The sequence below is a fragment of the Streptomyces sp. NPDC007264 genome, assembly GCF_042869095.1.
In the GTDB taxonomy this organism is placed as follows: Bacteria; Actinomycetota; Actinomycetes; order Streptomycetales; family Streptomycetaceae; genus Streptomyces.
Map to the genome: position 1 here is coordinate 84,359 of NZ_JBIAFD010000021.1, position 22,478 is coordinate 106,836.

15 protein-coding genes are annotated in these 22,478 nt (G+C 72.2%); 8 read left to right on the forward strand and 7 right to left on the reverse strand.

Going from position 1 to position 22,478, the window contains the following annotated elements; genetic code table 11:
* Positions 1 to 4: 4 nt before the first annotated feature.
* Positions 5 to 640, reverse strand: a complete 636-nt coding sequence (locus tag ACFYMU_RS28990) for a hypothetical protein (RefSeq protein ID WP_388379238.1) — start codon at positions 638 to 640, stop codon at positions 5 to 7.
* Positions 641 to 1,092: 452 nt separating this feature from the next.
* Between ACFYMU_RS28990 and ACFYMU_RS28995 the strand changes: the two genes are divergently transcribed.
* From ACFYMU_RS28995 to ACFYMU_RS29005, 3 genes are all read left to right on the forward strand, one after another.
* Positions 1,093 to 3,252, forward strand: coding sequence for a DEAD/DEAH box helicase (locus ACFYMU_RS28995; RefSeq protein ID WP_388379240.1), 2,160 nt, complete (start codon positions 1,093 to 1,095; stop codon positions 3,250 to 3,252).
* Between the two features lie 282 nt (positions 3,253 to 3,534).
* Positions 3,535 to 4,155, forward strand: a complete 621-nt coding sequence (locus ACFYMU_RS29000; RefSeq protein ID WP_388379243.1) for a MerR family transcriptional regulator — start codon at positions 3,535 to 3,537, stop codon at positions 4,153 to 4,155.
* 344 nt (positions 4,156 to 4,499) lie between these two features.
* Positions 4,500 to 5,342: an SDR family NAD(P)-dependent oxidoreductase gene (locus ACFYMU_RS29005; RefSeq protein ID WP_388379246.1), complete on the forward strand. Its 843-nt coding sequence runs from the start codon at positions 4,500 to 4,502 to the stop codon at positions 5,340 to 5,342.
* Positions 5,343 to 5,453: 111 nt separating this feature from the next.
* On the opposite strand, the gene solA is transcribed toward ACFYMU_RS29005, so the two are convergent.
* Positions 5,454 to 6,596, reverse strand: coding sequence for an N-methyl-L-tryptophan oxidase (gene solA / locus ACFYMU_RS29010; RefSeq protein ID WP_388379249.1), 1,143 nt, complete (start codon positions 6,594 to 6,596; stop codon positions 5,454 to 5,456).
* A gap of 246 nt (positions 6,597 to 6,842) precedes the next feature.
* Between solA and ACFYMU_RS29015 the strand changes: the two genes are divergently transcribed.
* From ACFYMU_RS29015 to ACFYMU_RS29030, 4 genes are all read left to right on the forward strand, one after another.
* A complete protein-coding gene (locus ACFYMU_RS29015) occupies positions 6,843 to 7,814 on the forward strand; it encodes a BTAD domain-containing putative transcriptional regulator (RefSeq protein WP_388379252.1) in 972 nt (323 codons plus the stop codon).
* Positions 7,811 to 8,338 (forward strand): type II toxin-antitoxin system RatA family toxin, encoded by a 528-nt coding sequence (locus ACFYMU_RS29020; protein WP_388379255.1) that lies wholly within the window; start codon positions 7,811 to 7,813, stop codon positions 8,336 to 8,338. Before ACFYMU_RS29015 ends, ACFYMU_RS29020 begins: the two co-directional genes overlap by 4 nt.
* A 12-nt stretch (positions 8,339 to 8,350) precedes the next feature.
* On the forward strand, positions 8,351 to 9,595 hold the full coding sequence (locus tag ACFYMU_RS29025; protein ID WP_388379258.1) for an aspartate aminotransferase family protein: 1,245 nt from the start codon (positions 8,351 to 8,353) through the stop codon (positions 9,593 to 9,595).
* Between the two features lie 67 nt (positions 9,596 to 9,662).
* Positions 9,663 to 10,835: a thioester reductase domain-containing protein gene (locus ACFYMU_RS29030; RefSeq protein ID WP_388379261.1), complete on the forward strand. Its 1,173-nt coding sequence runs from the start codon at positions 9,663 to 9,665 to the stop codon at positions 10,833 to 10,835.
* Positions 10,836 to 11,194: 359 nt separating this feature from the next.
* Here ACFYMU_RS29030 and ACFYMU_RS29035 read toward each other — a convergent pair whose 3' ends face one another.
* The 4 genes from ACFYMU_RS29035 to ACFYMU_RS29050 form a co-directional block, all read right to left on the reverse strand.
* The gene (locus ACFYMU_RS29035) at positions 11,195 to 13,825 is read right to left on the reverse strand and encodes a LuxR C-terminal-related transcriptional regulator (RefSeq protein ID WP_388379264.1); all 2,631 of its coding nucleotides are present in this window, start codon (positions 13,823 to 13,825) and stop codon (positions 11,195 to 11,197) included.
* Between the two features lie 659 nt (positions 13,826 to 14,484).
* Positions 14,485 to 16,221, reverse strand: a complete 1,737-nt coding sequence (locus ACFYMU_RS29040; protein ID WP_388379267.1) for an ABC transporter ATP-binding protein — start codon at positions 16,219 to 16,221, stop codon at positions 14,485 to 14,487.
* Positions 16,218 to 18,017 (reverse strand): ABC transporter ATP-binding protein, encoded by a 1,800-nt coding sequence (locus ACFYMU_RS29045; protein WP_388379271.1) that lies wholly within the window; start codon positions 18,015 to 18,017, stop codon positions 16,218 to 16,220. Before ACFYMU_RS29045 ends, ACFYMU_RS29040 begins: the two co-directional genes overlap by 4 nt.
* Positions 18,018 to 18,192: 175 nt before the next feature.
* On the reverse strand, positions 18,193 to 20,364 hold the full coding sequence (locus tag ACFYMU_RS29050) for an MMPL family transporter (RefSeq protein WP_388379274.1): 2,172 nt from the start codon (positions 20,362 to 20,364) through the stop codon (positions 18,193 to 18,195).
* Positions 20,365 to 20,627: 263 nt separating this feature from the next.
* Here ACFYMU_RS29050 and ACFYMU_RS29055 point away from each other — a divergent pair, with 263 nt between their 5' ends.
* Positions 20,628 to 21,269: a TetR/AcrR family transcriptional regulator gene (locus tag ACFYMU_RS29055; protein ID WP_388379277.1), complete on the forward strand. Its 642-nt coding sequence runs from the start codon at positions 20,628 to 20,630 to the stop codon at positions 21,267 to 21,269.
* A 148-nt stretch (positions 21,270 to 21,417) separates the two neighbouring features.
* Here ACFYMU_RS29055 and ACFYMU_RS29060 read toward each other — a convergent pair whose 3' ends face one another.
* Positions 21,418 to 22,398, reverse strand: a complete 981-nt coding sequence (locus tag ACFYMU_RS29060; RefSeq protein ID WP_388379281.1) for an ACP S-malonyltransferase — start codon at positions 22,396 to 22,398, stop codon at positions 21,418 to 21,420.
* Positions 22,399 to 22,478 lie beyond the last annotated feature (80 nt).

A 22,478-nucleotide genomic window follows, 5' to 3' on the forward strand; every position in this document is an offset into this window, starting at 1 on the left:
CCGCTCAGCGGGCGGCGGCTCGGCGCAGTACGTCGGAGGCCACGCCCCCGGTGCGCGGCTGTGGCGGCGGAGCGGCCGCCAGGCCGAACGCCTCAGGTGGTGACTCCGCGTTGGGGCGGCGTCCGCCCCGGCCCTCGCCGAGCACCTGCCAGCCGTCACGTGTCAGCGTGATGTACGCGCCGCAGCGCAGCCCGTGCAGGGTGCACGCATCACGCAGGCCCCACATCCACGCCCCGTCCTCCTCCGTCCACCGCGTGTCACCCTCTCGGCAGTAGAGCAGCACGGCCGTCCGCACCGGGGTGCGGCGCCGCAGGTCGTGCGGGATGACCCGGCGCAGCTGGGCGAGCAGCGCGTTGCGCAGCACCCAGCCGTCCGCCGGCGCCGGACGCCGGGTGAACGAGGCGCTCGCCCGCAGCCGTTCGTCCGGATCCAGGACGGCCACGACGGCCGTGGAGGGCCGCGGCCGGTGCCTGGAGTGCAGTCCGCTCACGATGTCGCGGGGATTGCGCAGCAGGGGGATTCCCGCGGCGGCCCATTCCGCGGGTTCGAGCATCCGGGCCACGGGATTGGCTGACACGGCGGACGGTCCGGCGGAAGCCGACATGGATGCCGCCGAGGACGGAGCGAATCCGAAGGTCACGATCCTCCCTTCGGCTACGCGCCCACTGTGCGGGCGAGGGTCGGACTTGGGGGAGCCCACGCCGCAGAGAGCCCTACCGGATCACGGCCGAGCCGCGCGGGGAGCGGACCTCAATTGTTCCCGCCGAACCGGAATGCGGCAACGAGCAATTGGCGCCGCCGACCGGTTCCTGGTGATGCGGGGCCTATGTCCCCTGCCGTCTCCGCCCGGAAGTGTTCCCCGGGGACGAACAGGTCACGCCTGCCGAGCCGCGCCGCACGAGGGCTGCCCGGCGCGGCGTCCGTGCCGAGTCGTGCCACGGGGCGAGCGGCCGCCCACGAGGCGGCGGGGCGGCCGAACCGGAGCCGGAAGCGCCGGGAACCCCGGCCGGACCCGCCCGCGGACCGATCGTGAGCCGGTCGGCACGCTGGGTGAACTGGCCGAGTGCCCCCGCCATCGGGTTGCATGGGGGCATGGACCATCTGGAGCTGCGCGCCGAAGCCGACGCCGTCCTCGCCGAGCTCGTCGGCGCCCCGGCGGGTTCGGCGCGGCTGCGGGAGGACCAGTGGCAGGCCGTGGCGGCCCTGGTCGAAGAACGCCGGCGCGCGCTGGTGGTGCAGCGCACCGGCTGGGGCAAGTCGGCGGTGTACTTCGTCGCCACGGCCCTGCTGCGCCGACGTGGGGCGGGCCCCACGGTGATCGTCTCGCCGCTGTTGGCGCTGATGCGCAACCAGGTGGAGTCGGCCGCGCGGGCCGGCATCCGGGCCCGCACCATCAACTCGGCCAATCCGGAGGAGTGGGACGCCATCCACGAGGAGGTCGAGCGCGGTGGGACCGACGTTCTCCTCGTCAGTCCGGAGCGCCTCAACTCCGTGGGCTTTCGCGAGCTGATACTGCCCAGGCTCGTGGCCACGACCGGTCTGCTGGTGGTCGACGAGGCCCACTGCATCTCCGACTGGGGCCACGACTTCCGCCCCGACTACCGCCGGCTGCGGGCGATGCTCACCGAACTCGCCCCCGGCGTGCCGGTGCTGGCCACCACCGCGACCGCCAACGCGCGGGTCACGGCGGATGTGGCCGAGCAGCTGGGCACCGGCGCCGGTGAGGCCCTTGTGCTGCGCGGCCCGCTGGAGCGCGAGAGCCTGCGGCTGGGCGTGGTCCGGCTGCCGGACGCCGCGCACCGTCTGGCATGGCTCGCCGGGCACCTGGACGAGCTCTCGGGCTCCGGGATCATCTACACCCTCACCGTCGCCGCCGCGGAGGAGACCACTGCCTTTCTGCGGCAGCGAGGCTTCCAGGTGGCCTCCTACACGGGACGCACGGAGAACGCCGACCGGCTGCAGGCCGAGGTCGACCTCCAGGAGAACCGGGTCAAGGCGCTGGTCGCGACTTCGGCGTTGGGGATGGGCTTCGACAAGCCGGACCTGGGCTTCGTGGTTCATCTCGGCTCTCCCTCCACGCCGATCGCCTACTACCAGCAGGTGGGCCGTGCGGGCCGCGGTGTCGAGCACGCCGATGTGCTGCTGCTGCCGGGCAAGGAGGACGAGGCGATCTGGCAGTACTTCGCCGAGAGCGCCTTCCCGCCCGAGGAGCAGGTCCGGCAGACCCTCGCGGCCCTCGCCGCCGCCGGGCGGCCGCTGTCCGTGCCGGCCCTGGAGGCGGCGGTGGATCTGCGGCGCAGCCGACTGGAGATGATGCTGAAGGTGCTCGACGTGGACGGGGCCGTCGCACGGGTGAAGGGCGGCTGGACGGCCACCGGCGAGCAGTGGGCGTACGACGTCGAGCGGTACGCCCGGGTCGCCCGGCAGCGGGCGGCCGAGCAGCAGGCCATGCGTGACTACGTGAGCACCTCCCGGTGCCGGATGGAGTTCCTGCGCCGGCAGCTGGACGACGAGGGGGCGGCCCCCTGCGGCCGTTGCGACAACTGCGCGGGAGCGTGGGCCGACCCCTCCGTGTCGGCGGAGACGCTGTCCGGGGCGGCCAAGGAACTGGATCGCCCGGGGGTGGAGGTCCAGCCGCGCCGTATGTGGCCGACCGGGCTGTCCGCACTGGGCATCGACCTCGGGGGGCGTATCCCGGCCGGCGAGCAGTGCTCCACCGGACGGGCCCTGGGACGGCTCTCGGACATCGGCTGGGGGAATCGGCTGCGCCCGCTGCTGGCCGAGCAAGCGCCCGACGGACCGGTCCCCGACGACGTCCTGCGGGCCGCGGTGGGGGTCCTCGCCGATTGGGCGCGCTCTGCGGAGGGCTGGGCGTCGAACGCCCCGGACGCACCTGCCCGGCCGGTAGGAGTCGTTGCCGTGCCCTCCCGGGCCCGCCCGCAGCTGGTCGGCTCCCTGGCCCGCGGAATCGCGGACGTCGGCCGCCTCCCCTACCTGGGCACCCTGACGTACACCGGGCCGAGCGGCGCTCACCCGGCGCGCCGCAGCAACTCCGCCCAGCGGCTCAAGGCACTGGTCGGCGCCCTGGCCGTCCCCGAGGAACTGGCCGGCGCCCTGAAGCGCTCCCCGGGTCCCGTCCTGCTCGTGGACGACTGCACCGACTCCGGCTGGACCCTCGCGGTTGCCGCCCGCCTGCTCCGCCGGGCAGGCAGCGGACAGGTGCTTCCCCTGGTCCTGGCCGCGGCGGGCTGAGCCGGCCTGCACACGCTGAGCCGGCCTGCACACGCTGAGCCGGCCTGCACGCGAGGCGGCCTGCACACGAGGCGGCCTGCACGCGAGGCGGCCGACGGGACACCGGCGCGGGAATCGGGTTCCCGGGGACGGGCGAGCACCCGGGGCGACGGGCGGCCGCAGGCTTCCGCCCGACGAGCAGGCCGGGGCCGGAGCCGGCGCAGGGGGGAGGGCGCCGGAAGGGGACGCCGCCCACTATGTTAGACACCCGGGGTATCCAGTTTTCAGGGTGGAGCCGAACCGATGCGCATCTCCGAACTGAGCCGCCTCAGTGGCGTCTCCGTCACGACGATCAAGTACTACCTCCGTGAAGGTCTGCTCCCTCCCGGGCGGCAGACCGCGGCGACCCAGGCCGAGTACGACGAGCAGCACCTGCGCAGGCTCCGGCTGATCCGCGCGCTCGTCGGCGTGCGGGGCCTGCCCGTCAGCACCACCCGGGACGTGCTGAACGCCCTGGCGCAGCACATCAGTGACACCCACCGCGTCCTCGGCCTCGCCCTCGGTGCGATCCAGCTCTCGGAGGAGCCCGACGCCGGCTCGCCGGAGTCGGCCGTGGTCGACGCGCTCGTCGAGGAACTGGGCTGGCAGGTGCACCAGGAGGCACCGGCCAGGGCCGCCCTCGCCAGGACCCTCACCTCCCTGAGCACGCTCGGTACCCCGCTGGACCGGCAGATGCTGCTGCCGTACGCGCGCCTGGCCGAGCAGACAGCGGTCCTCGACCTCGACCAGCTCGACGGGATCGGGGACCCGCTGGAGCTGGCGGAGCGCGCGCTGCTGCTGACCGTTCTCATGGAGCCCGCGCTGCTGGCGCTGCGTCGGATGGCCCAGGAGAACGAGTCGGCGCGCCGGCACGGCGAGCCCTGAAACACCCCGCGGGGCAGCCGGGCCGCCCGCCGCTGCCGGCCGGGTCCGCCCGGCAGCCGTGCGGCCCGCCGCCGGGACCGGGACGGGCGGCACGCGCACGGAGCTGACGTGTCAGGCGTTGTCAGGGCGAGGGCCGGGGGACCGGCCGCCTCACTAGGGTGGCGGGCGCGGACGTGGCCGACGCGTCGGGCCCTGTTCGCCGCAGGGCGTGCCGTGGCGCTGAGCCTCTTGGATGAGGGGGGCGGGCACATGCGACGGACCGACCCGCACAAGTTCGGCGATGCGTCGGCCACGCCCCGCCATCGGGCGCGAGGAGTCATCCGTCATGCCGAAAGGGAACAGCCATGAGCACTGCCCCGAACGTCCCGACCACCGCACTCGTCACCGGCGCGTCCTCCGGGCTGGGGACGGAGTTCGCCTCCCAACTCGCCGCCCGGGGCCATGACCTGGTCCTGGTGGCCCGCTCCCGTGACCGGCTCGAGGCGATCGCCGAGGAACTGACCGCGGTCCACGGCGTCAAGGCCCACGTGGTGGTGCAGGACCTCTCGGAACCCCACGCGGGCCGGAAGGTGGCGCGGGAACTCGCCGACCGGTCGCTGCACGTCGACCTGCTGGTGAACAACGCCGGGTTCGGCACCGTCGGCCGCTTCGAGGAGATCGCCCCGGAACGCGACCACGACCTGCTGATGGTGAACGTCGTCGCACTCGTCGACCTCACCCACGCGCTGCTGCCCGGCATGACGGAGCGGGGATCCGGCGCGGTTCTCAACGTGGGGTCGACGGCCGGATACCAGCCCAGCCCGTATCTCTCGGTCTACAGCGCCTCGAAGACGTTCGTGCTCAACTTCTCGCTCGCGCTGCGCCAGGAGTACCGGCGCCGCGGCATCCGTGTCACCGCCCTGTGCCCGGGCCCCGTCGAGACGAAGTTCTTCGAGGTGATCGGCACCCGCAACGCCGCCGTCGCCGGCAGCTTCACCACGCCCGGCCCCGTCGTCCGGACGGCGCTGAAGGCCCTCGACCGGGACCGCGCGTACGTCACGCCGGGTCTCGGCAACGCGATCACGGCGCATCTGAACCCGCGGCGCCCGCGCAACCTGGTGGCCTGGGTCGGCGAGCGCATCTGCCGCAAGGCCCTGCGGCCGGAGGCGGGCTCCGCGGTCCCCGCCGCCCACGGCGCGGCGAGCTGAGCCGTCGACGCGGGTGTCCCGCCGAGGTCGGCCGGCCCCGGCGGGCGAGGAGGCCCCGGCGGACGCGGAGGCTCCGGCGGGCGGGGAGGCTCCGGCGGACGGGGAGGCCGGTCAGCGCAAGCGGTCCGGTGAGAGGAAGTCCAAGGGGGTCTTCGGGGCCCGGTTCTGGACGAGGTCCGCGAGGGCCTCGCCGATGCCGGGAGCGTGGGCGAGGCCGTGGGCGTTGTCGCCGGCCGCGACGATCACGCGCGGATCGCCGCCCGGACGGCCCAGCACGAACAGCCCGTCGGGGGTGTGCGTCTGCGTACTCACCGCCACCCGGGCGGGGAGCGGTGCCAGCCCCGGCACCTTGGCCGGCAGCAGCCGCGTCAGGTCCGACCAGTCGTCGGGGGTGACCGAGCGGTCGAGGTCCTCCGGGTCGATCGGCTTGGCCGCCGTCCCGCCGTCGTGCAGGCCGAGACGGACGTCGTGCCCGCCCTCCGCGCCGTGACCCCACAGGACGCGGCCGTCCTCCAGCTCGCGCAGGACCGCCGGGAAGCTCTCCAGGTCGAAGCCGCTGTCCGGTTCGAGCGGACGGAACCGGCAGACGGGCGTGCGGACGGTCCGCAGCGGCAGCCCGGAGAGCAGCGTCGGCAGCCACGCGCCCGCCGTCAGCACCACCTGACGCGCCGTCACCGAGCGCTGGACGGTGTGCAGACGGACCCCGCCCGACATCGGCTCGACGAGGGTGACCCGGGAGTCGGCGTACACCCGTGCGCCCGCCCTCTCCGCCAGGGCGACCGCGGTCCGCACCGCGCGCTCCGGACGGACGATGCCCGCGGACGGCTCCCACACGCCCACGTGATGGGCGGGTACGCCGGTGTGCCGCGGGAACCGGAAGCGCAGCGCGGTGGCCGTGAACGTACGGATCGGGACACCCTGCGCGCGGGCCGCGCGGAGCGTGCCGCCCGCCAGCCGCCCGTTCTCGGGCCCGATCACAAGGCTGCCGGAGGCCACGAACGGGCTCTCCCGCCGGGTGTCCGCCAACTGCGCCCACAGCTCCCTCGATCTGCGGGCCAGCGGGGCCAGCCCGGGGTGTTCCGGGCAGGTGAGGCGGGCCATGGGGGAGCCGCCGTGCGACGATCCGAGCGCATGGCCCGGCGTGAACCGTTCGACCCCGATGACGTCGACGCCCCGGGACGCCAACTGCCACAGGGCCGCGGCGCCCCACGCGCCCAGTCCCACCACCACGGTCTCGGCATCCCAACGCGTCATGCGGTCGGCTCCCTGCCTCTCGTGACATCGCCGGGGCACAGCCGACCACGGGCGGGTGCGCGCAGGCATGAGTAACCGTCACTCACCTGGCACGGCCGTTCGCCCTCTCGAAGGCTGCGGCCGGTGCCGGCCGGCACCGGCCGCAGCTCTGATTTGGAGTACCTGAGTACTCATGCGCCCGGGCTGCCGCACGTGATCACCTCGGTGGGCGGTGCTTGCCGGCCGCGACGACTGTTGGAGGTTTCGATGCAGTTCCGGGTACTGGGGCCCCCTGGGATCTACGACGATGTCACACAGCGGAGCGTGCAGCTGACCAGCCCCAAGCAGCGGGTGCTGCTCGGGGCGCTGCTGGTTCGCCTGGGGACGCCGGTGCCGACCGACGAGCTGATCTACGAACTGTGGGGAAGCCGCACACCGGACAAGGCGGGCAACGCGTTGCAGGCGCACGTCTCACGGCTGCGTCAGCAACTGATCGAGGTGGAGCCCTCGCGGGCCAACACCCCGCGCCTGGTCGTCCGTGGCCCAGGTTATGTGCTTCAGGCCCGGCCCGACGAACTCGACAGTGTGCAGTTCCGGCTCCAGGTGACCAGGGCGAGGCGCCTGGTGGGGTCCGACCCGCAGTCCGCGGCGCTGCTGCTGCGCAAGGCCCTCGGCCTGTGGCGCGGACCGGCGCTGGACGGTGGTGCCCACGGACCGCTCTGCTCCGCCGCGGCCGAGCGCCTGGAGGAGGAGCGGCTGCTGGCCCTGGAGGACCTCTGCGACGCCTCACTGCGTCTCGGGCAGCACCGCCAGGTCGTGCACCAGCTCGAGGAACTGGTCGTCGCCCATCCCTTCCGCCAGCGCTTCCGCGACCAGCTGGTCGTCTCGCTGCAGCGCTGCGGACGCCAGAGCGAGGCGCGCGCGGTACGCGAAGCGGTGCGCCGGCCCTCGGCGGCGGAACCCGGCTCGCCGGGCCGGGCGGGCAATGTGCGGATACTGCGCGATCCGTGCGGTGTCCGACCGGCGACGCTCGACCAGCCGGTCGTGGAGCGTACCGCCGAACGGCCGGGCGACGCGGATCTCGTCGACGGCCCCCGCACGCAGGGTCACGAACTGCTCCGGCTCCGCGGCCGGGTCGAGGAACTGATGTCGCAGCAGCATGCCCTCCGCCTGGAGCTGGAGCGGCTGATGGCCCTGGTGGAGGAGAGGGTCCCGGCCCGCCGCAGGGATTCCGCGTGATCGCGGGCACCGGTCACCGGCGTTCCGTCGAGGGCCGACGGCGGGAATTCGACCACGTGTTCCGGTTATTTCGAATATCCCGACTTTTCCTGGAGGAGACGTTCATGCATGTCATGCACAACACCTGCACGGGTGCCGCCGCCCCCGAGCAGGTATGGAAGATGCTCGTCGATTGCGAGGCGTTCCCCGACTTCCTGGACGGCGTCAACGAGGTGACGATCCTGGACGAGGACGGCGATCGCCGCATCAGCAGCTGGGTCGTCGAGCTCAGGGGCTCGGAGATGGAGTGGGAGCAGGAGGACCACCTCGACCACGAGAAGCGGCGCTGGGATTTCCGGCAGACCGAGGGCGACCTCACCCATTACGCGGGCCACTGGCAGGTCGTCGAAGACGTCGAGGGCGTCGCCCTGGAACTCGAGGTCGAATTCGATGTCGGGCTGCCGATGCTGGCCGACATGATCCACCCGGTCGTGGCGAAGGCCCTGGAGGGCTATCAGCGGGGAATCATCGGTCAGAGCGCGTAGGAGACGAGGACCATGACAGAGCCGCATGTCATCGATGCCAAGGAAACCTTCCGCCGGGTGAAGCGACATTTCTCCCCCGCGCTTGCCGTGGCCGGCCGGTTCACCGGTCAGGGAGCCGTCGAGGTCTCGGCCGATGGCTGCCGGGTGACCCTCTCGGACGGCCGGACCCTCCTGGACTTCGGCTCCTACGCGGTCGCGCTGCTCGGGCACGGCAACCCGGCGATCGTCGAGGCGGTCCGTGCCCAACTGGACGTGATGCCCACCTCCACGCGCACGGTGCAGAGCTCCGTCACGCCGCTCGCCGCGGAGCGCCTGACCGAGTACGTCGGCGGTGGGCTCGGCCGCGTCTACTTCGGGTGCGGCGGCGCCGATGCCGTCGAGGCGTCCGTCAAGCTCGCCCGCATGGCCACCGGCCGCACCACCGTCGTCGCCGTCGACGGCGCCTTCCACGGGAAGTCCCTGGGTGCCCTGGCGCTGACCGACAACCCCCGTTTCAGGTCGGGCCTCGAGCCGTTGCTCCAGGGTGTCGTACGGGTGTCCGCCGACGACCCCGAGGCGGTTGCGAAGGCGGTGCGCGAGCACGAGGTCGCGGCCGTCGTCTTCGAGCCCGTCCAGGCCGAGAACGGTGTGCGGATCCTGGACGGGACGATCCTTGCGCAGTGGTGCCGGGACGCCCACGCACAGGGCGCGTTCGTCGTCTCCGACGAGATCCAGGTCGGTCTGCGGCGCTGCGGCGTCCGGTCCATGGCGGTGGCCGCCGGGCTCGACGTGGACTGCGTCCTGCTCGGCAAGCCGTTGGGCGGCGGCGTGCTGCCGGTCTCGGCCGCGGTGGGCAACGACCGGCTCTTCGCCCCCCTGCTGGCCGACCCGATGGTGCATACCGCCACCTTCAGCGGCCACCCCCTGAGCACCGCGGTGATCCCCGTGGCGCTCGACCTCATCGAGCGGCACGCCGAGCAGGGCGAGCGGGTCGAGGCCGCGATGCGGGAGGGACTGGCCGGCCTTCGCAGGCAGTACCCCGACATCGTGGTCGAGACCCGCGGACGCGGGCTGCTGTGGGGCATCGACTACCGCTCGCCGGAGCTGGCCGGCGATGTACTGACCGGGCTCGCGCAGCGCGGCATGGTCGTCTCGCCCTGCCTGAGCCGCCCCGCCACCATTCGCCTGCTCCCTCCGATCGTCGCCACCGACGCCGACGTCAAAGAGGCGATGACCCTGCTCACCGATGCGACAGCCGGGGCCGCTGCCGACGCGTAGCGCATCGGCAGCGGCCCGCGGACCGACCCCGGAAACGGAATGTCCCCGGAAGGACCATGGATAACTGATGACTTCGACGATACCCACAGAAGTCGCCGACGAGTTCGCCGCCGATGTCGTGCTGGCCGACGACATCACCGGCTTCCCGGCCCCCGACCCGCAGACGGTGTCCGAGGTGTTCCTCACCGGCGCGACCGGGTTTCTCGGGGCGTTCCTGCTCAGGGACCTGCTGCAGCGAGGACTCGTCGTGCACTGCCTGGTCCGCGGCGCGGACACCGACACGGCCCTGGAGCGGCTCAAGGCCAACCTTCGGGCCTACGAGCTGCTCGACGGCCTCGACCTGGACCGGGTGCACCTGCACATCGGCGATGTCACCCGGCCACGGCTCGGCATGGCGAAGGAGGCGTACACCGAACTGGCCGGGCGGGTCGGCGCGATCTACCACTCCGCCGCCAAGGTCAACTTCCTCACCATCTACAAGTGGCTGCGGAAGTCGACCGTGGAGGCGACCCACGAGATCCTGCGGTTCGCCTGCGCGGCGCAGGCCACGCTGCACCACGTCTCGACCACGGGCGTGTTCGAGCCAGGGACGGGTGCGCCGCGCGGGGAGCTCGACCCGACCGGGCCGCCCGAGGCGCTGTCGCTGGGCTACACCAAGAGCAAGTGGGTCGCCGAGCAACTGGTGCTCGAGGCGTCCCGCAGGGGCGTGCCCGTGACGATCCACCGCCCCGGCCAGGTGTGGGGCGACTCGCACACCGGCGCGTGCCAGCCGAACGACTTCGTGTGGCGGTTCATCAAGGGCTCCATCCAGACGGGCCTTTACCCCCGCAAGTTCCGGCTGTCGATGAACATGGTGCCGGTGGACTACGTCAGCGCTGTGATCGTCGCCGCCTCCCGGCACCCGGAGGGGACCGGCGGGATCTACCACGAGGTGAGTCCCGCCACGCTGGGCTCCGAGGAGATCCTGAGGCTGCTGCGCGCCGCCGGCTACGAGCTCAAGGAGGTCGGCATCCTCAAGTGGATGAAGGCCATCGCGGCGGACCTCACCAACTCCATGGCTCCCTTGCTGAGCATCCTCGTGGAGTCGGAGAAGGTGGAGGTCGCCGAGTTCTCCGACGAGGTCACGCGCGATCTGCTGAAGGGCTCGGGGCTCGGCTGCCCCGACATCGACGAGAAGGTCTTCGGCGGGTACGTCGGATACTTCGTACGGCACGGCGTCCTGCCGGCTCCGCCGGCGTGAGGCGCGGCGCACGGGTGTGACGACATCGGCGGTGTCCCGCGGAACAGTCCCGCAGGGCACCGCTGCCGCGCGCCGGCCGGATCTTCCGCACCGGTCCGGCGGCCGACGACGAGGAGGCGCCTGCCGGGGCCGTGGCCCCGGCAGGCACCGTCGGACGCTCCCGGTCACAGCACTAGGCCCTGTCGTTTGGGATCATCCCGGCGTCGCGGGGTCCGGCACGCACATCTGCGGCGTTGTCGTCGGTTGCCGACGCGCCGCGTCGGCGCCCTCCTCCGCCTTGCAGCTGCACGCACCGGACCCCGCTCGGGTCGGCCGGAAGGCGCCGGGACCCACAGCCGGCCTGATCCGAACGACAGGGCCTAGGCGACGTGCCCCGAGCCCGTCGCGCCGAGGAGCCGCAGTGGTGCCATGCGGTTCGCCTCCTGCGGCCGCCCGAGGAGCTTGTCCAGGCCGCGTCTCAGTTCGTTGCGCGCCGTGATGCCGAGCTTGTGGTAGATGCGGTGCAGATGGTTCTCGACGGTGCGCACCGAGACCACCAGGCGGTCCGCGATGTCGCGGTTGGACATCCCGGTCGCCGCGAGCGCGGCGACCTCCCGCTCCCGGGGCGTGAGGGAGGCGGAGTCTCGTTCCTCCCGCCCGTCCGCGTCCGTCCACGGGGGGAGGGGCACGCCGCCGTCCCGCAGCAGCTCCCGGCAGGCCGCCCAGGCCTGCCGGGAACTGCGGTACTGGCCCGAGGCCCGGAACGCCTGTGCGGCCTGGGCCGCGGCCTCGCTCGCGAGCGGCAGCGCACCCATCTCGCCGAGTCGCCCGGACACCTCCATCAGCGCGGCGCCGCTGCCGTCCGCGAGGGCCTCGATGTAATCGGCGAACAGCCGGATCAGGCCGCCGGCGGCGCGGGCCGCGGGCAGCAGGGCCCGGTGGGGGAACCGGACCGCGGCGCCGTCCGTGACGCGGGCCGCCAGCAGCAGCGCCGTGGTCGCCCTGACCGTGCGGCCGGCCGCACCCGCCCGTTCGGCCAGGTCCACGGCTTGGGCGGCGGCACCGCCGTAGTCCCCGGTGTGAGCGAGGACCAGCGCGCTCTCGTACGCGATCTCGTCCTCGGTGATCGGGGTCGCCAGGACGTCGCCGCGCAGCGAGCGGACCTCGACCAGGGTGCGCAGGGCCTCGGCGTGGCTGCCCGACTCGGCGAGCGCACCGGCCAGTTGGGCGAGCGGCCAGGCACCGGTGACCGGGTACTCGTGGGCCGTCTCGGAGGTGATCGCCCCCCGGAGCAGTGCCACGGCCTGCTGGGGCTGCCCCAGCAGCCGCAGGAGCCGGCAGCGGTCGAGCAGCGCCTGGAGGAGGACCGGGCGGCCGTGTCCGGGATCGTAGCGGTGGACCGCGTCGAGTGCCTCGGCCGCGCCCTTGAGATGGCCGAGGAGGGAGGAGCAACGCGCGGAGACGGTGTTGGCGAGCATGAGGGCGTCGACGTCCCAGTCGTCGGAGGCGTCCCGGTAGCGGTCCAGCAGCTCCAACGCGCCCGTGAGGTCTCCCAGCTCGGTGCGGGCGAAGGCCACCGTGGGGACCACCGTCTGGGCGAGGGGAAGGTCCGGGGCCTCCTTGCCGAGCACCATCTCGCCGAGGGCGACCGCTTCGTGGAGCCGGTCCGACATCACGGCGATCAGGACGCGGGTCCCGTGCAGCATCCCGGCCTGCTCGGCGCCGACCGCCGAGATCGTGCGGTCCAGCAGATCGCCGGCCTCCCGCACCCGCCTGAGGCTCCACGCCATGTTGGTCACGCGGGTGTGCACCGCGGCGACGTACTCGGCCAGCGGCACCTCCACACCGGAGTCCAGCGCCGGGGCCAGCACCGCCTCGGCCTCCGCGGAGCGGTCCTGGCCGACCAGTACCTGGCCGAGCAGCAGGGCCGCCCGGACGTGGTCCGTGGCACGGCCGGGATCCTTCGCCGCTACGCGCGTCACCATGCGGCGCAGATCCGCTCCGTACGCGGTGGAGTCAGGCACGGGACCGCGCAGCGCAGGGGCGTCCCGGTCCGAAGGCGTCTCCTGGAGGGCGAGCAGGCACATGCGCTCCGCGAGCGGGAACTTCCGGCGCCGGAGGGCGACATGGGCCGCGGTGAGCAGTTGCTCCGGATCGGGGACGAGACCTGCGTCCATGCGCAGCGAGACGATGCGCAGGACGTCGTCCTCCCGGCGCGCCCCGGTGCCTTCGAGGGCGTCGGCGACCTCACGGCGCAGCCGCTGCGCGGTGAGGCCGGACATGAGGGACGCCACCACCACACGGCTGAGCGGCACGGACAGCCGCAGCCGGACGCGCGAACGGCAGCGTTCGACGCTGACGATACGGCGCAGGTCGAGCGACTCCGCAGCCTTGGACAGCCCCGCCGCGGCGACGATCTCGGCCTCCAGCGGTTCGGCGACGGCGAGCATGTGGACCAGTTCCAGCTCGTCGTGGCTGAGGTCGCGCAGTCCCACGCGGATGACGTCCGAGAGCCGCTTGCCGGGACGTTCGGTCAGACCGGGCCAGCGCCAGGCGCCGTCGACGCAGCGCAGCGAACCGTCCTCCAGGGCGTGTTCGACGAGTTCGCGCAGCATCAGCGCGTTGCCGTGCGTGGCCGCCCACAGCCGTTCCAGGGTGGCGGTGTCGGTGTGGCCGCCCAGCCGGGCCCGGAGCACGGTGCCCATCGCGGTGCTGTCGAAGGGCGCGACCTCGATGCGTTCGACCAGCCGTTCCACCCAGAGCTTGTCCACGCCGGCCGGCGCGGGCACGTCCTGACGGGCGGCGGCGATGACGACGAGGCGCCCCGCCGCGACCAGTCGGTGCAGCCGGACGCCGGACGCCGCATCGAGCAGATGGGCGTCGTCGACACCGACGAGGGGCGGGTCACCGGCGGTGCCGTCCGGAGTGGACGGCTGGAGGGCCTCCAGGCACTCGGCCAGGGTGCCGAACCCGCGCGTCCGGGCCCCGCTGCTCCAACCGGCTCCGCCCACGCACAGGACCGTACGGCCCTCGTCGGCCGCCTGCCGCAGAGCGGCGGACAGGAGGAGGCTCTTGCCGACTCCGGGAGCGCCTACGAGGAGCGCTCCGCCGCGTCGTGCGACAGCGTTCCCGAGGGCGTGGAGCTCAGCTTCTCGTGCAGTTATCGGCCAGTCGAAAGAATCGCTAGTTGACATCTTTTCATGCCCCCGCGGTCGAATGATCTGAGCCATCTTGCGATGTATGTCCGAGTTGCGCCAGCTCGTATTTCGCTTTAAATTTGAACGTTCAAATAGCTAACGAAAGAAAGCGTTTCCTGCTGACTCTCGGAGCTTCTTCGGTGATTGACGTCCTAATCAAACGAGGCAGGTTCGAGCCAGGTATTCCCGGATGATGGACAGTATAGACCGGCAGGTCGGAAGTTGAGCTGTCACGTATACAACAAAATATTCAACACATCTAATTCCCTGGTCAGAGCGGGTGTCTGGAAGGTCTACCGAATGGTAACCGGCAACTTGGACCGGCACATCTGACACCGCTTCCGGTACCGTTCCGAAAGAGGGAGCGACATCGGTTTCCCCGTTTTTCAAGCTCGCTCAGCGGACCCCACGGAAGGCCCGTGGGGTCGCGTTTCCACCGACGGTGGAGCCGAGTATGAAAAATTCAGGTCGCGTCAGGATTTCTGCCCTGCCAGATTCCAGTTCCGAGCCCGGCTGCGCTGCGTCCAGAACGATGCGTATCGGCCATCCGCGGCGACGAGTTCGGCGTGCGTACCGCGCTCCACGATCCGGCCCCCGTCGAGGAACAGGATCTGGTCCGCGCCGGCAACGGTCTGCAGCCGGTGGGCGATGACCAGGATCGTGCGGCCGGCGGTCAGTGCGCTCAGCGCTTCCTGCACCGCCTGTTCGTTCTCCGGGTCGAGCGACGCGGTGGCCTCGTCGAGCAGCACGATCGGGGCGTCCTTGAGGATCGCCCGGGCGATCGACACCCGCTGCCGCTCGCCGCCGGACAGGAGGGCGCCGCCCTCACCGACCCGGGCGTTCCAGCCGTCGGGCAGCCGGTGCACGATCTCCTCGACCCGGGCCAGCCGCGCGGCGTCGCGCACCTCGGCGTCGGTGGCGGTGGGACGCCCGACACGGATGTTGTCCAGGACGGTGCCCTCGAAGAGGTAGACATCCTGGAACACCACGGAGACACGGGACATGAGGACCTCCGGCTCGATCTCCCGGACGTCCACCCCGCCGACGCGCACCGCTCCGGAGTCCACGTCCCAGAAGCGGGGGACGAGCTTGCTCACCGTGGTCTTGCCGGACCCGGACGGACCGACCAGCGCGGTCGTCGTGCCCTCGGCCAGGGTCAGGGACACACCCGAGAGGACCGGCTTGCCGTCGTAACCGAAGCAGACGTCCTCGAACTCGACGGAGTTGCCGTCGGGGACCCGCGGGTCGTCCGGCTGCGGCAGCGTGGGCTGCTCCAGCAGGTCGGCCACCTGGGCCAGGGCGGAGCGGGCCGTGGTCAGCGTGGAGCCGAGCACCGCGGTCTCCGCGATCGGCTCGGTGAACCGCACCGCGAGGACCAGCAGGGCCAGCAGCCTGGCCACGTCCAGACCGCCGTCCAGCGCCAGATACGTGCCGGTCACCAGGACGACGGTGAAGGCGGCCTGGACCACCAGCGCGAAGCCGACCAGTCCGGGCACCCCGGTGACCAGCACCCGGCGGGACGCCTCGGTCTGGGTGCGCAGCGCGTCGTCGAGCCGGGTGCCGGAGCGGGCATCGCCCCGGCCGAACACCCGCAGCACCGGCTGAAGCTGGGCGAACTCCACCACCAGTCCGCCGGTCACGGCACGGGCCGCGGTGCGGGCTTCGTCGGCCTGCCGGCTCAGCGACGTGCTCCACCGGTGGACCAGGACGATCACCGGAACGGTCAGCGTGGCCGCGAGGGCCAGCCGCCAGTCGAACACGTACATGAGGGCGACCACGGTCGCCGGTGTGACGAAGCTGGTCACCAGGGGGCGCAGGAGATGGGCCGGTACACCCATGATGTCCATCACGTTCTTCGTGACGAGCTGGCCGAGCTGCCCGACGCGCTCCGGAGCGAACCAGCCCAGCGGGAGCTCGGCCACCCGGTCGCCGATGCGGTGGCGCAGGCCCTTCGAGAGCGTGGCACCCGCCTGGAACCCGGTGAGCAGGCTCCAGCAGTACGCCGCGCAGTAGAGGACCGACACCCCGAGCAGCGCCCACAGCCACGGCCAGACCTCCGTCGGGTCGGAGCCGAACAGCGCCTCGAGCACCGGGACCAGCAGGGCGAAGGCGATGCCCTGCAGCACCGCGCCCACCACCAGGGCGACGAGCATGCGCCGCACCGGGCGTGCATGCTCGGGGCCCACCACATCGACGAGTTGGCGGATCATCGGCTCGTTCCTCCCGCCGTGGAGGCGTGCGCGGCCGGTGCGACGGGGCCCGGGCCGGGGGGCCGCCACCGGGCCGTGCGTTCATGGGCGTGCCACATCCGGGCGTACCTGCCGCCCGCCGCGACGAGCTCGGCGTGCCGGCCCCGCTCGACGATCCGTCCTTCCTCCAGCACCACGATCTGGTCGGCGCCGACGACGCTGGAGAGCCGGTGGGCGATCATCAGCACGATCTTGCCCCTGGTCAGCGCCGACAACGCGTCCTGCACGGCGGCCTCGGAGTGGGGGTCGGCGTGCGCGGCGGCCTCGTCGAGGACGATCACCGGGGTGTCGGCGAGCAGCGCCCGCGCGACGGAGACGCGCTGCGCCTGGCCGCCGGACAGCCGCGCATCGTCGCCGATCACCGAGTCGTAGCCGCGCGGCAGCGCCTCGATCACGTCGTCGACGCGGGCCGCACGGGCGGCGGCGCGCACCTCGTCCATGTCGGCGTCCGGCCGCGCCATGCGGATGTTGGCGGCCACCGTGTCCTGGGTCAGGCGGACGTCCTGGAAGACGAACGCGACCCGGCTGTAGAGGTCTTCGAGCGCCATGTCCCTGATGTCGACGCCGCCGATGCTGATCGTGCCGCCGGTGACCTCCCAGAACCTCGGCAGCAGCGCGGCCAGCGTGCTCTTGCCGGAACCCGACGGGCCGACCAGCGCGGTGACCGTGCCGGGCGCCAGTTCCAGGTCCGCACCGGCCACGGCCTCGTGCCGGCCGTCGTGGGAGAAGCGGACGCCCCGGTAGACGACTCGGTTGTCCGACGGGGTCCGGGGCGCATCCGGAACGGGGAGGCCCCGGGTGCCGAGGATCCCGGCGACGCGCTCCGCCGCGCCCCGGGCGATGCGCAGCTCGTAACTGGCGTAGAACAGCGACAGGATCGGCGCGGTCAGGCCGATCCCGAGCAGCGCGAACGGCAGCAGGTCCACGGCGTCGAGCCGGCCCTGCGTCACGAACAGCGCGCCACCGGTGAGCGTGGTCACCAGGACCACGATCGGGGACAGGACGACCTCGGCCGCGGCCTTGGAGTACAGGGTGGAGCGCACCCAGTTCAGGAAGAACGCCGAGAAACCGTCGGCCGCCTCGGCGAACTCGCGGTGCGCGCGATGGGCCTGGCCGAAGGTCTTGACGACCGCGATGCCCTGCACGAACTCGACGGCACTGCCGTTGATGCGGCCCATCGCCCGGTCGTACTCGGGCAGGTTCCTGGCCATTCCGGCCATCGTGGCGCTGTAGAGCGTCAGCCCGATGACCAGGGGGGCGACCACCACCAGGGTCATCCGCCAGTCGACCCAGAACAGATACGCCAGTGAGGTGGCCGGAACGACGGTCGCCGTGGTGATGTCGAGCAGCGAGTGGGCGATCAGATGGTGCATCGCGTCGACGTCGTCCTGCACGGCCTGCTTGACCTGGCCGGAGTTGCGGGACGAGAACCAGCCCAGCGGCACCCGGCCGAGGCGGTCGACCAACGAGCGGCGGATGTGGAACTGCAGGGCGTTGTCGGCGAGGTGGGAGATCCCGCCCGCCACGAGCGCGACGATCAGCCTGACCAGCAGCGCCCCGGCGCCGATCGCGGTGACGGTCCAGGCCTCGCGGGTGCGGTCGGGGGTGTCGTCGAGCAGGACCCTGCCCAGCTCGGAGACGGCGATGAAGGGCACCACGCCGGCGGCCGCCGAGACGGCCTGAGCGGCGATCGCCCAGCGCAGCTTTGCCTTGATCGGATCGAGGATCGCGCCGAGCGCGGCCTTTCCCGCGGCCATGCGGGCCTCCAAGCGCTGTGGTTGGACAGCTGTTAGACGATGTCCAACAGGGGACGACTGTACCCGCCCCCCGTTGTTTCGCGTCAAGCACGACGACGGGGGTGGGACGGCGGAGAGGGCGAGCGTCGCGCGCCGAAGTGCCCTGGACGGCAGGGCACTTCGGCGCGCCGGAGGGTCACCCGGCGACGGGGACCGGTTCCTTCGCGTCCGGAGCCTCGTCGGACTCCTTGATGCCGTACCTGGTGTAGAACCTGGCCAGCGGGCCGGGGGCCCACCAGGCGCCCCTGCCCATGAGCTTCATCACGGCGGGCACGAGCAGGATGCGGACGACACCGACGTCCACCAGGATCGCGAACACCATGCCGACGCCGAACAGTTTCATCATGAGCACACCGCTGGTCGCCATCGCCGCGAGCGGCACGCACATCAGCAGCGCGGCGTTCACGATCAGGCGGCCGATCCTCTGGAGCCCGGACGCCACGGCGGCGGTGCTGTCGTCCAGCGCGTCGTACTGCTCCCGGATCCGGGAGACGAGGAACACCTCGTAGTCCATGGAGAGACCGAAGATCAGCGCGAACAGCATGATCGGCATGTTGGGCTCGATGTTGCCCGTCGAGTCGAAGCCGATCAGGCCCTCGAGGTGGCCCTCCTGGAAGATCCACACCAGGACACCGAACGTCGCCGACAGCGACAGCAGGTTCATGAGGATCGCCTTCAGTGGCAGCAGCACCGAGCCGAACGCCAGGAACAGCAGGAGGTACGTCGCCACGGCCATGTACAGCAGCATCCACGGCAGCGTCCGCCCGAGCGCGTCGAGGGTGTCGTCGAAGACCGCCGTCTCACCGCCGAAGTACGCCTCGGCGCCGACCGGTGGCGGCACCTGCTTCAGCCGGTTCACCAGGTCACGCGCCTCGGTGGAGACCGCGGCGCCGTCGAAGGTGACCGACACCCGCGCGGTCGTGCCGGTGGCGCCGGTGATCCGCGCACCGGTCGCACCCTCGGTCCCGCCCAGCCGCTTGGCGTAGGCCTGGAGCGCGGCGCCCTGCTCCCGTGAGGTGGCGTCCGACGCCAGCACCAGCAGCGAGTCGATGGACTTGACCGCGTCGCTGTCGAAGTCGTGGTCCAGGGTGTTCTGGACCTGGCGGCCCTCGGCGCTGTTGGGCAGCTGCCGGGCGTCGCTGATGCCGAACTCGACGTGCCGGAAGGGTGCGGCGAGCGCCAGCAGCACGGCCAGCGTGCCCACCGCCACGATCGCCGGGCGCCGCATGAGGCCCTGCGCGAGGCGGTACCAGGCGCCCCGGCCCTCCTGGCCCGCCGCCTTCTTCCGGCGGCGCAGGGACAGGGCGTTGACCTTCGCGCCGAGCACGGCCAGGGCCGCGGGCAGGGCGATCAGCGAGAACAAGACCGACAGCACCACCGCGGCCACGCCGCCGTACGCCATGGACTTCAGGAAGCCGAAGGGGAAGAAGGTCATGCCCGCCAGGGCGACCGCGACGGTGATGCCCGAGACCACGACCGTACGGCCTGCGGTCGCGACCGTGCGGACCAGCGCGTCCTCGCCGCTGTGCCCGTGCTCCAGCTCCTCGCGGTAGCGGCTCACGATCAGCAGGCCGTAGTCGATGGCGACCGCGAGACCCAGGATCGAGACGAGGCTCATGGCGAACACGGACACGTCCGTGAGCTGCGCGATGATCCGCAGCACCGCCATGGAGCCAAGGATGGCGAGGCCGCCGACCAGCAGCGGGAGACCGGCCGCGGCCAGACCGCCGAAGACGATCACCAACAGCACGAAGAGGACCGGGAAGGACAGGCCCTCCGCCGCTCCCAGGTCCTTGCCGATCTCGTCACTCGCCTGGTGTCCCGTGGGCACCGCACCGCCGCGCAGGCTCTCCAGCCCGGGCGCCGCGAGCTTGTCCTTGATCGCCTTGTACGACTCCTCCTTGGCGTTGTCGTCGCCGCCCCGGAGGTTGATCGCCACATAGGTGGCGTGCCGGTCGTGGCTGACCTGTGCCGGCATCCCGGTCATCCAGAAGGTGGAGTACCCGGTGACCGCCGACTTCGGCAGCCCCTGCACCGTCTTGGTGACGGCCTGCTGGAAGGACGGGTCGTCGACCGTGCGGTCCGCGTCGCGGTAGACGACCACGGCGTCGGGAGCCCGCTGCGGGAAGGCCCGCTCGGCCAGCTGGGCGGCCCTGCGGCTGTCCGACCCGGGATCCGCGAACCCGCCGGGCTTCATGTCGCCGAAGACGCCGACGCCGTAGGCGCCGGACAGGATGGCGAACAACAACGTCAGGACCAGGAGGGGTTTGCGCCTGTGGAACAGGAGTCGCCCCAGCGCCTCGAACATGGCTCTCCCTACGAGGTAGTTGGCGAGCGCCGCAGGCCTGCCAGGGTCCGGCGCCGCAGCAACGGTAACAGTGTTTTCGTTGCGTACTCCAGGGCTCTTGCTCACTGTCTAACCGGATGTACTCGCGGTAACCTGCCGTGACCTGTGACTTCTACTAAAAAAACTCTCCTCCAAAGGGTTGCGCTCCGGGTCGTAAGGGGTCTGACGTCAGGCTGACAACCCGTCAAGGGGCATTGGTAACGGCGTTGTAATACCTTGGGCGGATGGCCAGGCTCAAGACACATGACGAAGCACTCCGACTGCGGCTCATCAACCGCGCGGCCGCCACGGTCTTCGACCGCGGCACGGCGGCGCTGAGTCTGCGGCAGCTCGCGGCGGACGTGAAGACCTCGACCACGGCGGTCTACTCGCTGTTCGGCAACAAGGCCGGCCTGCTGGCGAGCCTCTACGAGCAGGCCGCGCGGCTCTTCGTGGTGCGGCTGGCCGCCGTTCGCCCGACGGACGATCCGGCGAACGACGTGATCCGCCTCGGCCTCGCCTATCGCGAATACGCGCTCGCGAACCCTCACCTCTACGCGATTCTCTTCTCGGAGAGCCCCGCCCGGTTCGAGCCGGCGCCGGAGGGACAGCGCCAGATGCTCGAGATGTACCAACCGCTCGTCGACGCGGTGCGCCGGGGGCAGCAGGCCGGACAGTTCACCACCCAACTCGAAGCCGAGGTCGTGGCGTTCGCCTGCTGGGCCACCGCCCATGGGCTGGTGTCCCTGGAGCTGTCCGGCAACGGGCCGCCCAGCCTGTCGATCGCCGACTCCTACGAGCGGATGCTGTGCGCCGCGGTGGCGGGGTGGCGGGCCGCGGAAGAGGCGGAAGAGGCGGAAGAGGCGGGAGACGGTTCACGGTCGTGAGACAGGCCCGGAGCGGTGTGCTCCGGGCCCGCTGCCGTCGTGCCGGGGAGAGGCCGCCGTCGTCCCGGGGAGAGAGGACCGGCGCCCGGTGCGGGGGGTGCGGCGGGTGCGCGGGCCCGCATCACCTCGGCGCGCCCGGCGGCGCGCATCACCTCGGCGTCAGCGCGCCCGCGGCCGCCGCCAGCCCCGCCTCCTCGTCGCGGCCCGCGAGCGGGCCCGTCGCGTACACGCCCGGCCGCTCCGCGGCGACCAGGCTCGTCAGCATCCGCCCGGCACCCACCTCCACGAAGGTCCGCGCACCGGCGGCGTGCAGAGCCGCGAGGGCCGTGCGGAACTCGACGGGGGTCACCAGGTGCAGGGCGAGCAGGCCGGCGAGGTCGTCCCCGTCGCGGTAGTAGCGCCCGAGGATGGGCGAGTACACCGGTACGGTCGTCGGGCGCTGCGGGAACCCGGCGACGCGCTCGGCCAGTTCACGGCGCGCCTCGTCCAGCAGCGGATTGTGGAAGGGATGCGGGGAGTGCAGCCCCGTCGCCGTGATGCCGAGCCGCCGGGCGATCGCCGTGGCCGTACCGAGCGCTTCCGCGGGGCCGGAGACGACCGTCTGGTCGGCGGAGTTGTCGACGGCCACCACGAGGGCGGGGTGGCCGATCAGGGCCACGAGCCGCTCGGCACGCTCCCGGTCGCAGCGCAGGGCGAGCAGCGAACCCCCGCTGCGGTCGTGGGCGCGCACCGCGGAGATCCGCTCGCACAGCACCGCGGTCGCGTCCGCCAGGTCGTAGGCGCCCGCGCAGGTCAGCGCGGCCACCTCGCCCAGACTGTGCCCCAGGTGGATCGAAGGGCGCGCGCCACGTTCGGTGAGCAGCCGGTACGTGGCCACCGAGGTGGAGAAGACGGCGAGCTGAAGGATGTCCGAAGCCTGCGCGAGGAGGGTCGCCGGACTCGGCGGCGAGGGCCGGAACAGCACCGAGGACACCTCCTGGCCGAGCCGCTCCTTCGTGACCGCGTCCACCACCTCGAAGGTGCTCCGCACGGCGTCCGTGCCGCGCTCCCAGAGCCCCGCGAGGGCGCCGGGACGGTAGGCGCCCTGCCCCGGGAACAGGGCGACGGTCAGATCCAGGTCTCGGTTCATGGCGACTCCCGTCGTCGTCGGAGGCCCGATGCGGCGATCGGCTCGGTCGGGCCGGTCGGATCGTCAGGACCCCTGGCGCC

Excerpts from the sequence above, each read along its gene's own strand:
- ACFYMU_RS28995 (WP_388379240.1), top strand. The coding sequence starts at position 1,093 with ATGGACCATCTGGAGCTGCGCGCCGAAGCCGACGCCGTCCTCGCCGAG.
- ACFYMU_RS29000 (WP_388379243.1), top strand. The coding sequence starts at position 3,535 with ATGCGCATCTCCGAACTGAGCCGCCTCAGTGGCGTCTCCGTCACGACG.
- ACFYMU_RS29005 (WP_388379246.1), top strand. The coding sequence starts at position 4,500 with ATGAGCACTGCCCCGAACGTCCCGACCACCGCACTCGTCACCGGCGCG.
- solA (WP_388379249.1), bottom strand. The coding sequence starts at position 6,596 with ATGACGCGTTGGGATGCCGAGACCGTGGTGGTGGGACTGGGCGCGTGG.
- ACFYMU_RS29015 (WP_388379252.1), top strand. The coding sequence starts at position 6,843 with ATGCAGTTCCGGGTACTGGGGCCCCCTGGGATCTACGACGATGTCACA.
- ACFYMU_RS29025 (WP_388379258.1), top strand. The coding sequence starts at position 8,351 with ATGACAGAGCCGCATGTCATCGATGCCAAGGAAACCTTCCGCCGGGTG.
- ACFYMU_RS29030 (WP_388379261.1), top strand. The coding sequence starts at position 9,663 with ATGACTTCGACGATACCCACAGAAGTCGCCGACGAGTTCGCCGCCGAT.
- ACFYMU_RS29040 (WP_388379267.1), bottom strand. The coding sequence starts at position 16,221 with ATGATCCGCCAACTCGTCGATGTGGTGGGCCCCGAGCATGCACGCCCG.
- ACFYMU_RS29045 (WP_388379271.1), bottom strand. The coding sequence starts at position 18,017 with ATGGCCGCGGGAAAGGCCGCGCTCGGCGCGATCCTCGATCCGATCAAG.
- ACFYMU_RS29050 (WP_388379274.1), bottom strand. The coding sequence starts at position 20,364 with ATGTTCGAGGCGCTGGGGCGACTCCTGTTCCACAGGCGCAAACCCCTC.
- ACFYMU_RS29055 (WP_388379277.1), top strand. The coding sequence starts at position 20,628 with ATGGCCAGGCTCAAGACACATGACGAAGCACTCCGACTGCGGCTCATC.
- ACFYMU_RS29060 (WP_388379281.1), bottom strand. The coding sequence starts at position 22,398 with ATGAACCGAGACCTGGATCTGACCGTCGCCCTGTTCCCGGGGCAGGGC.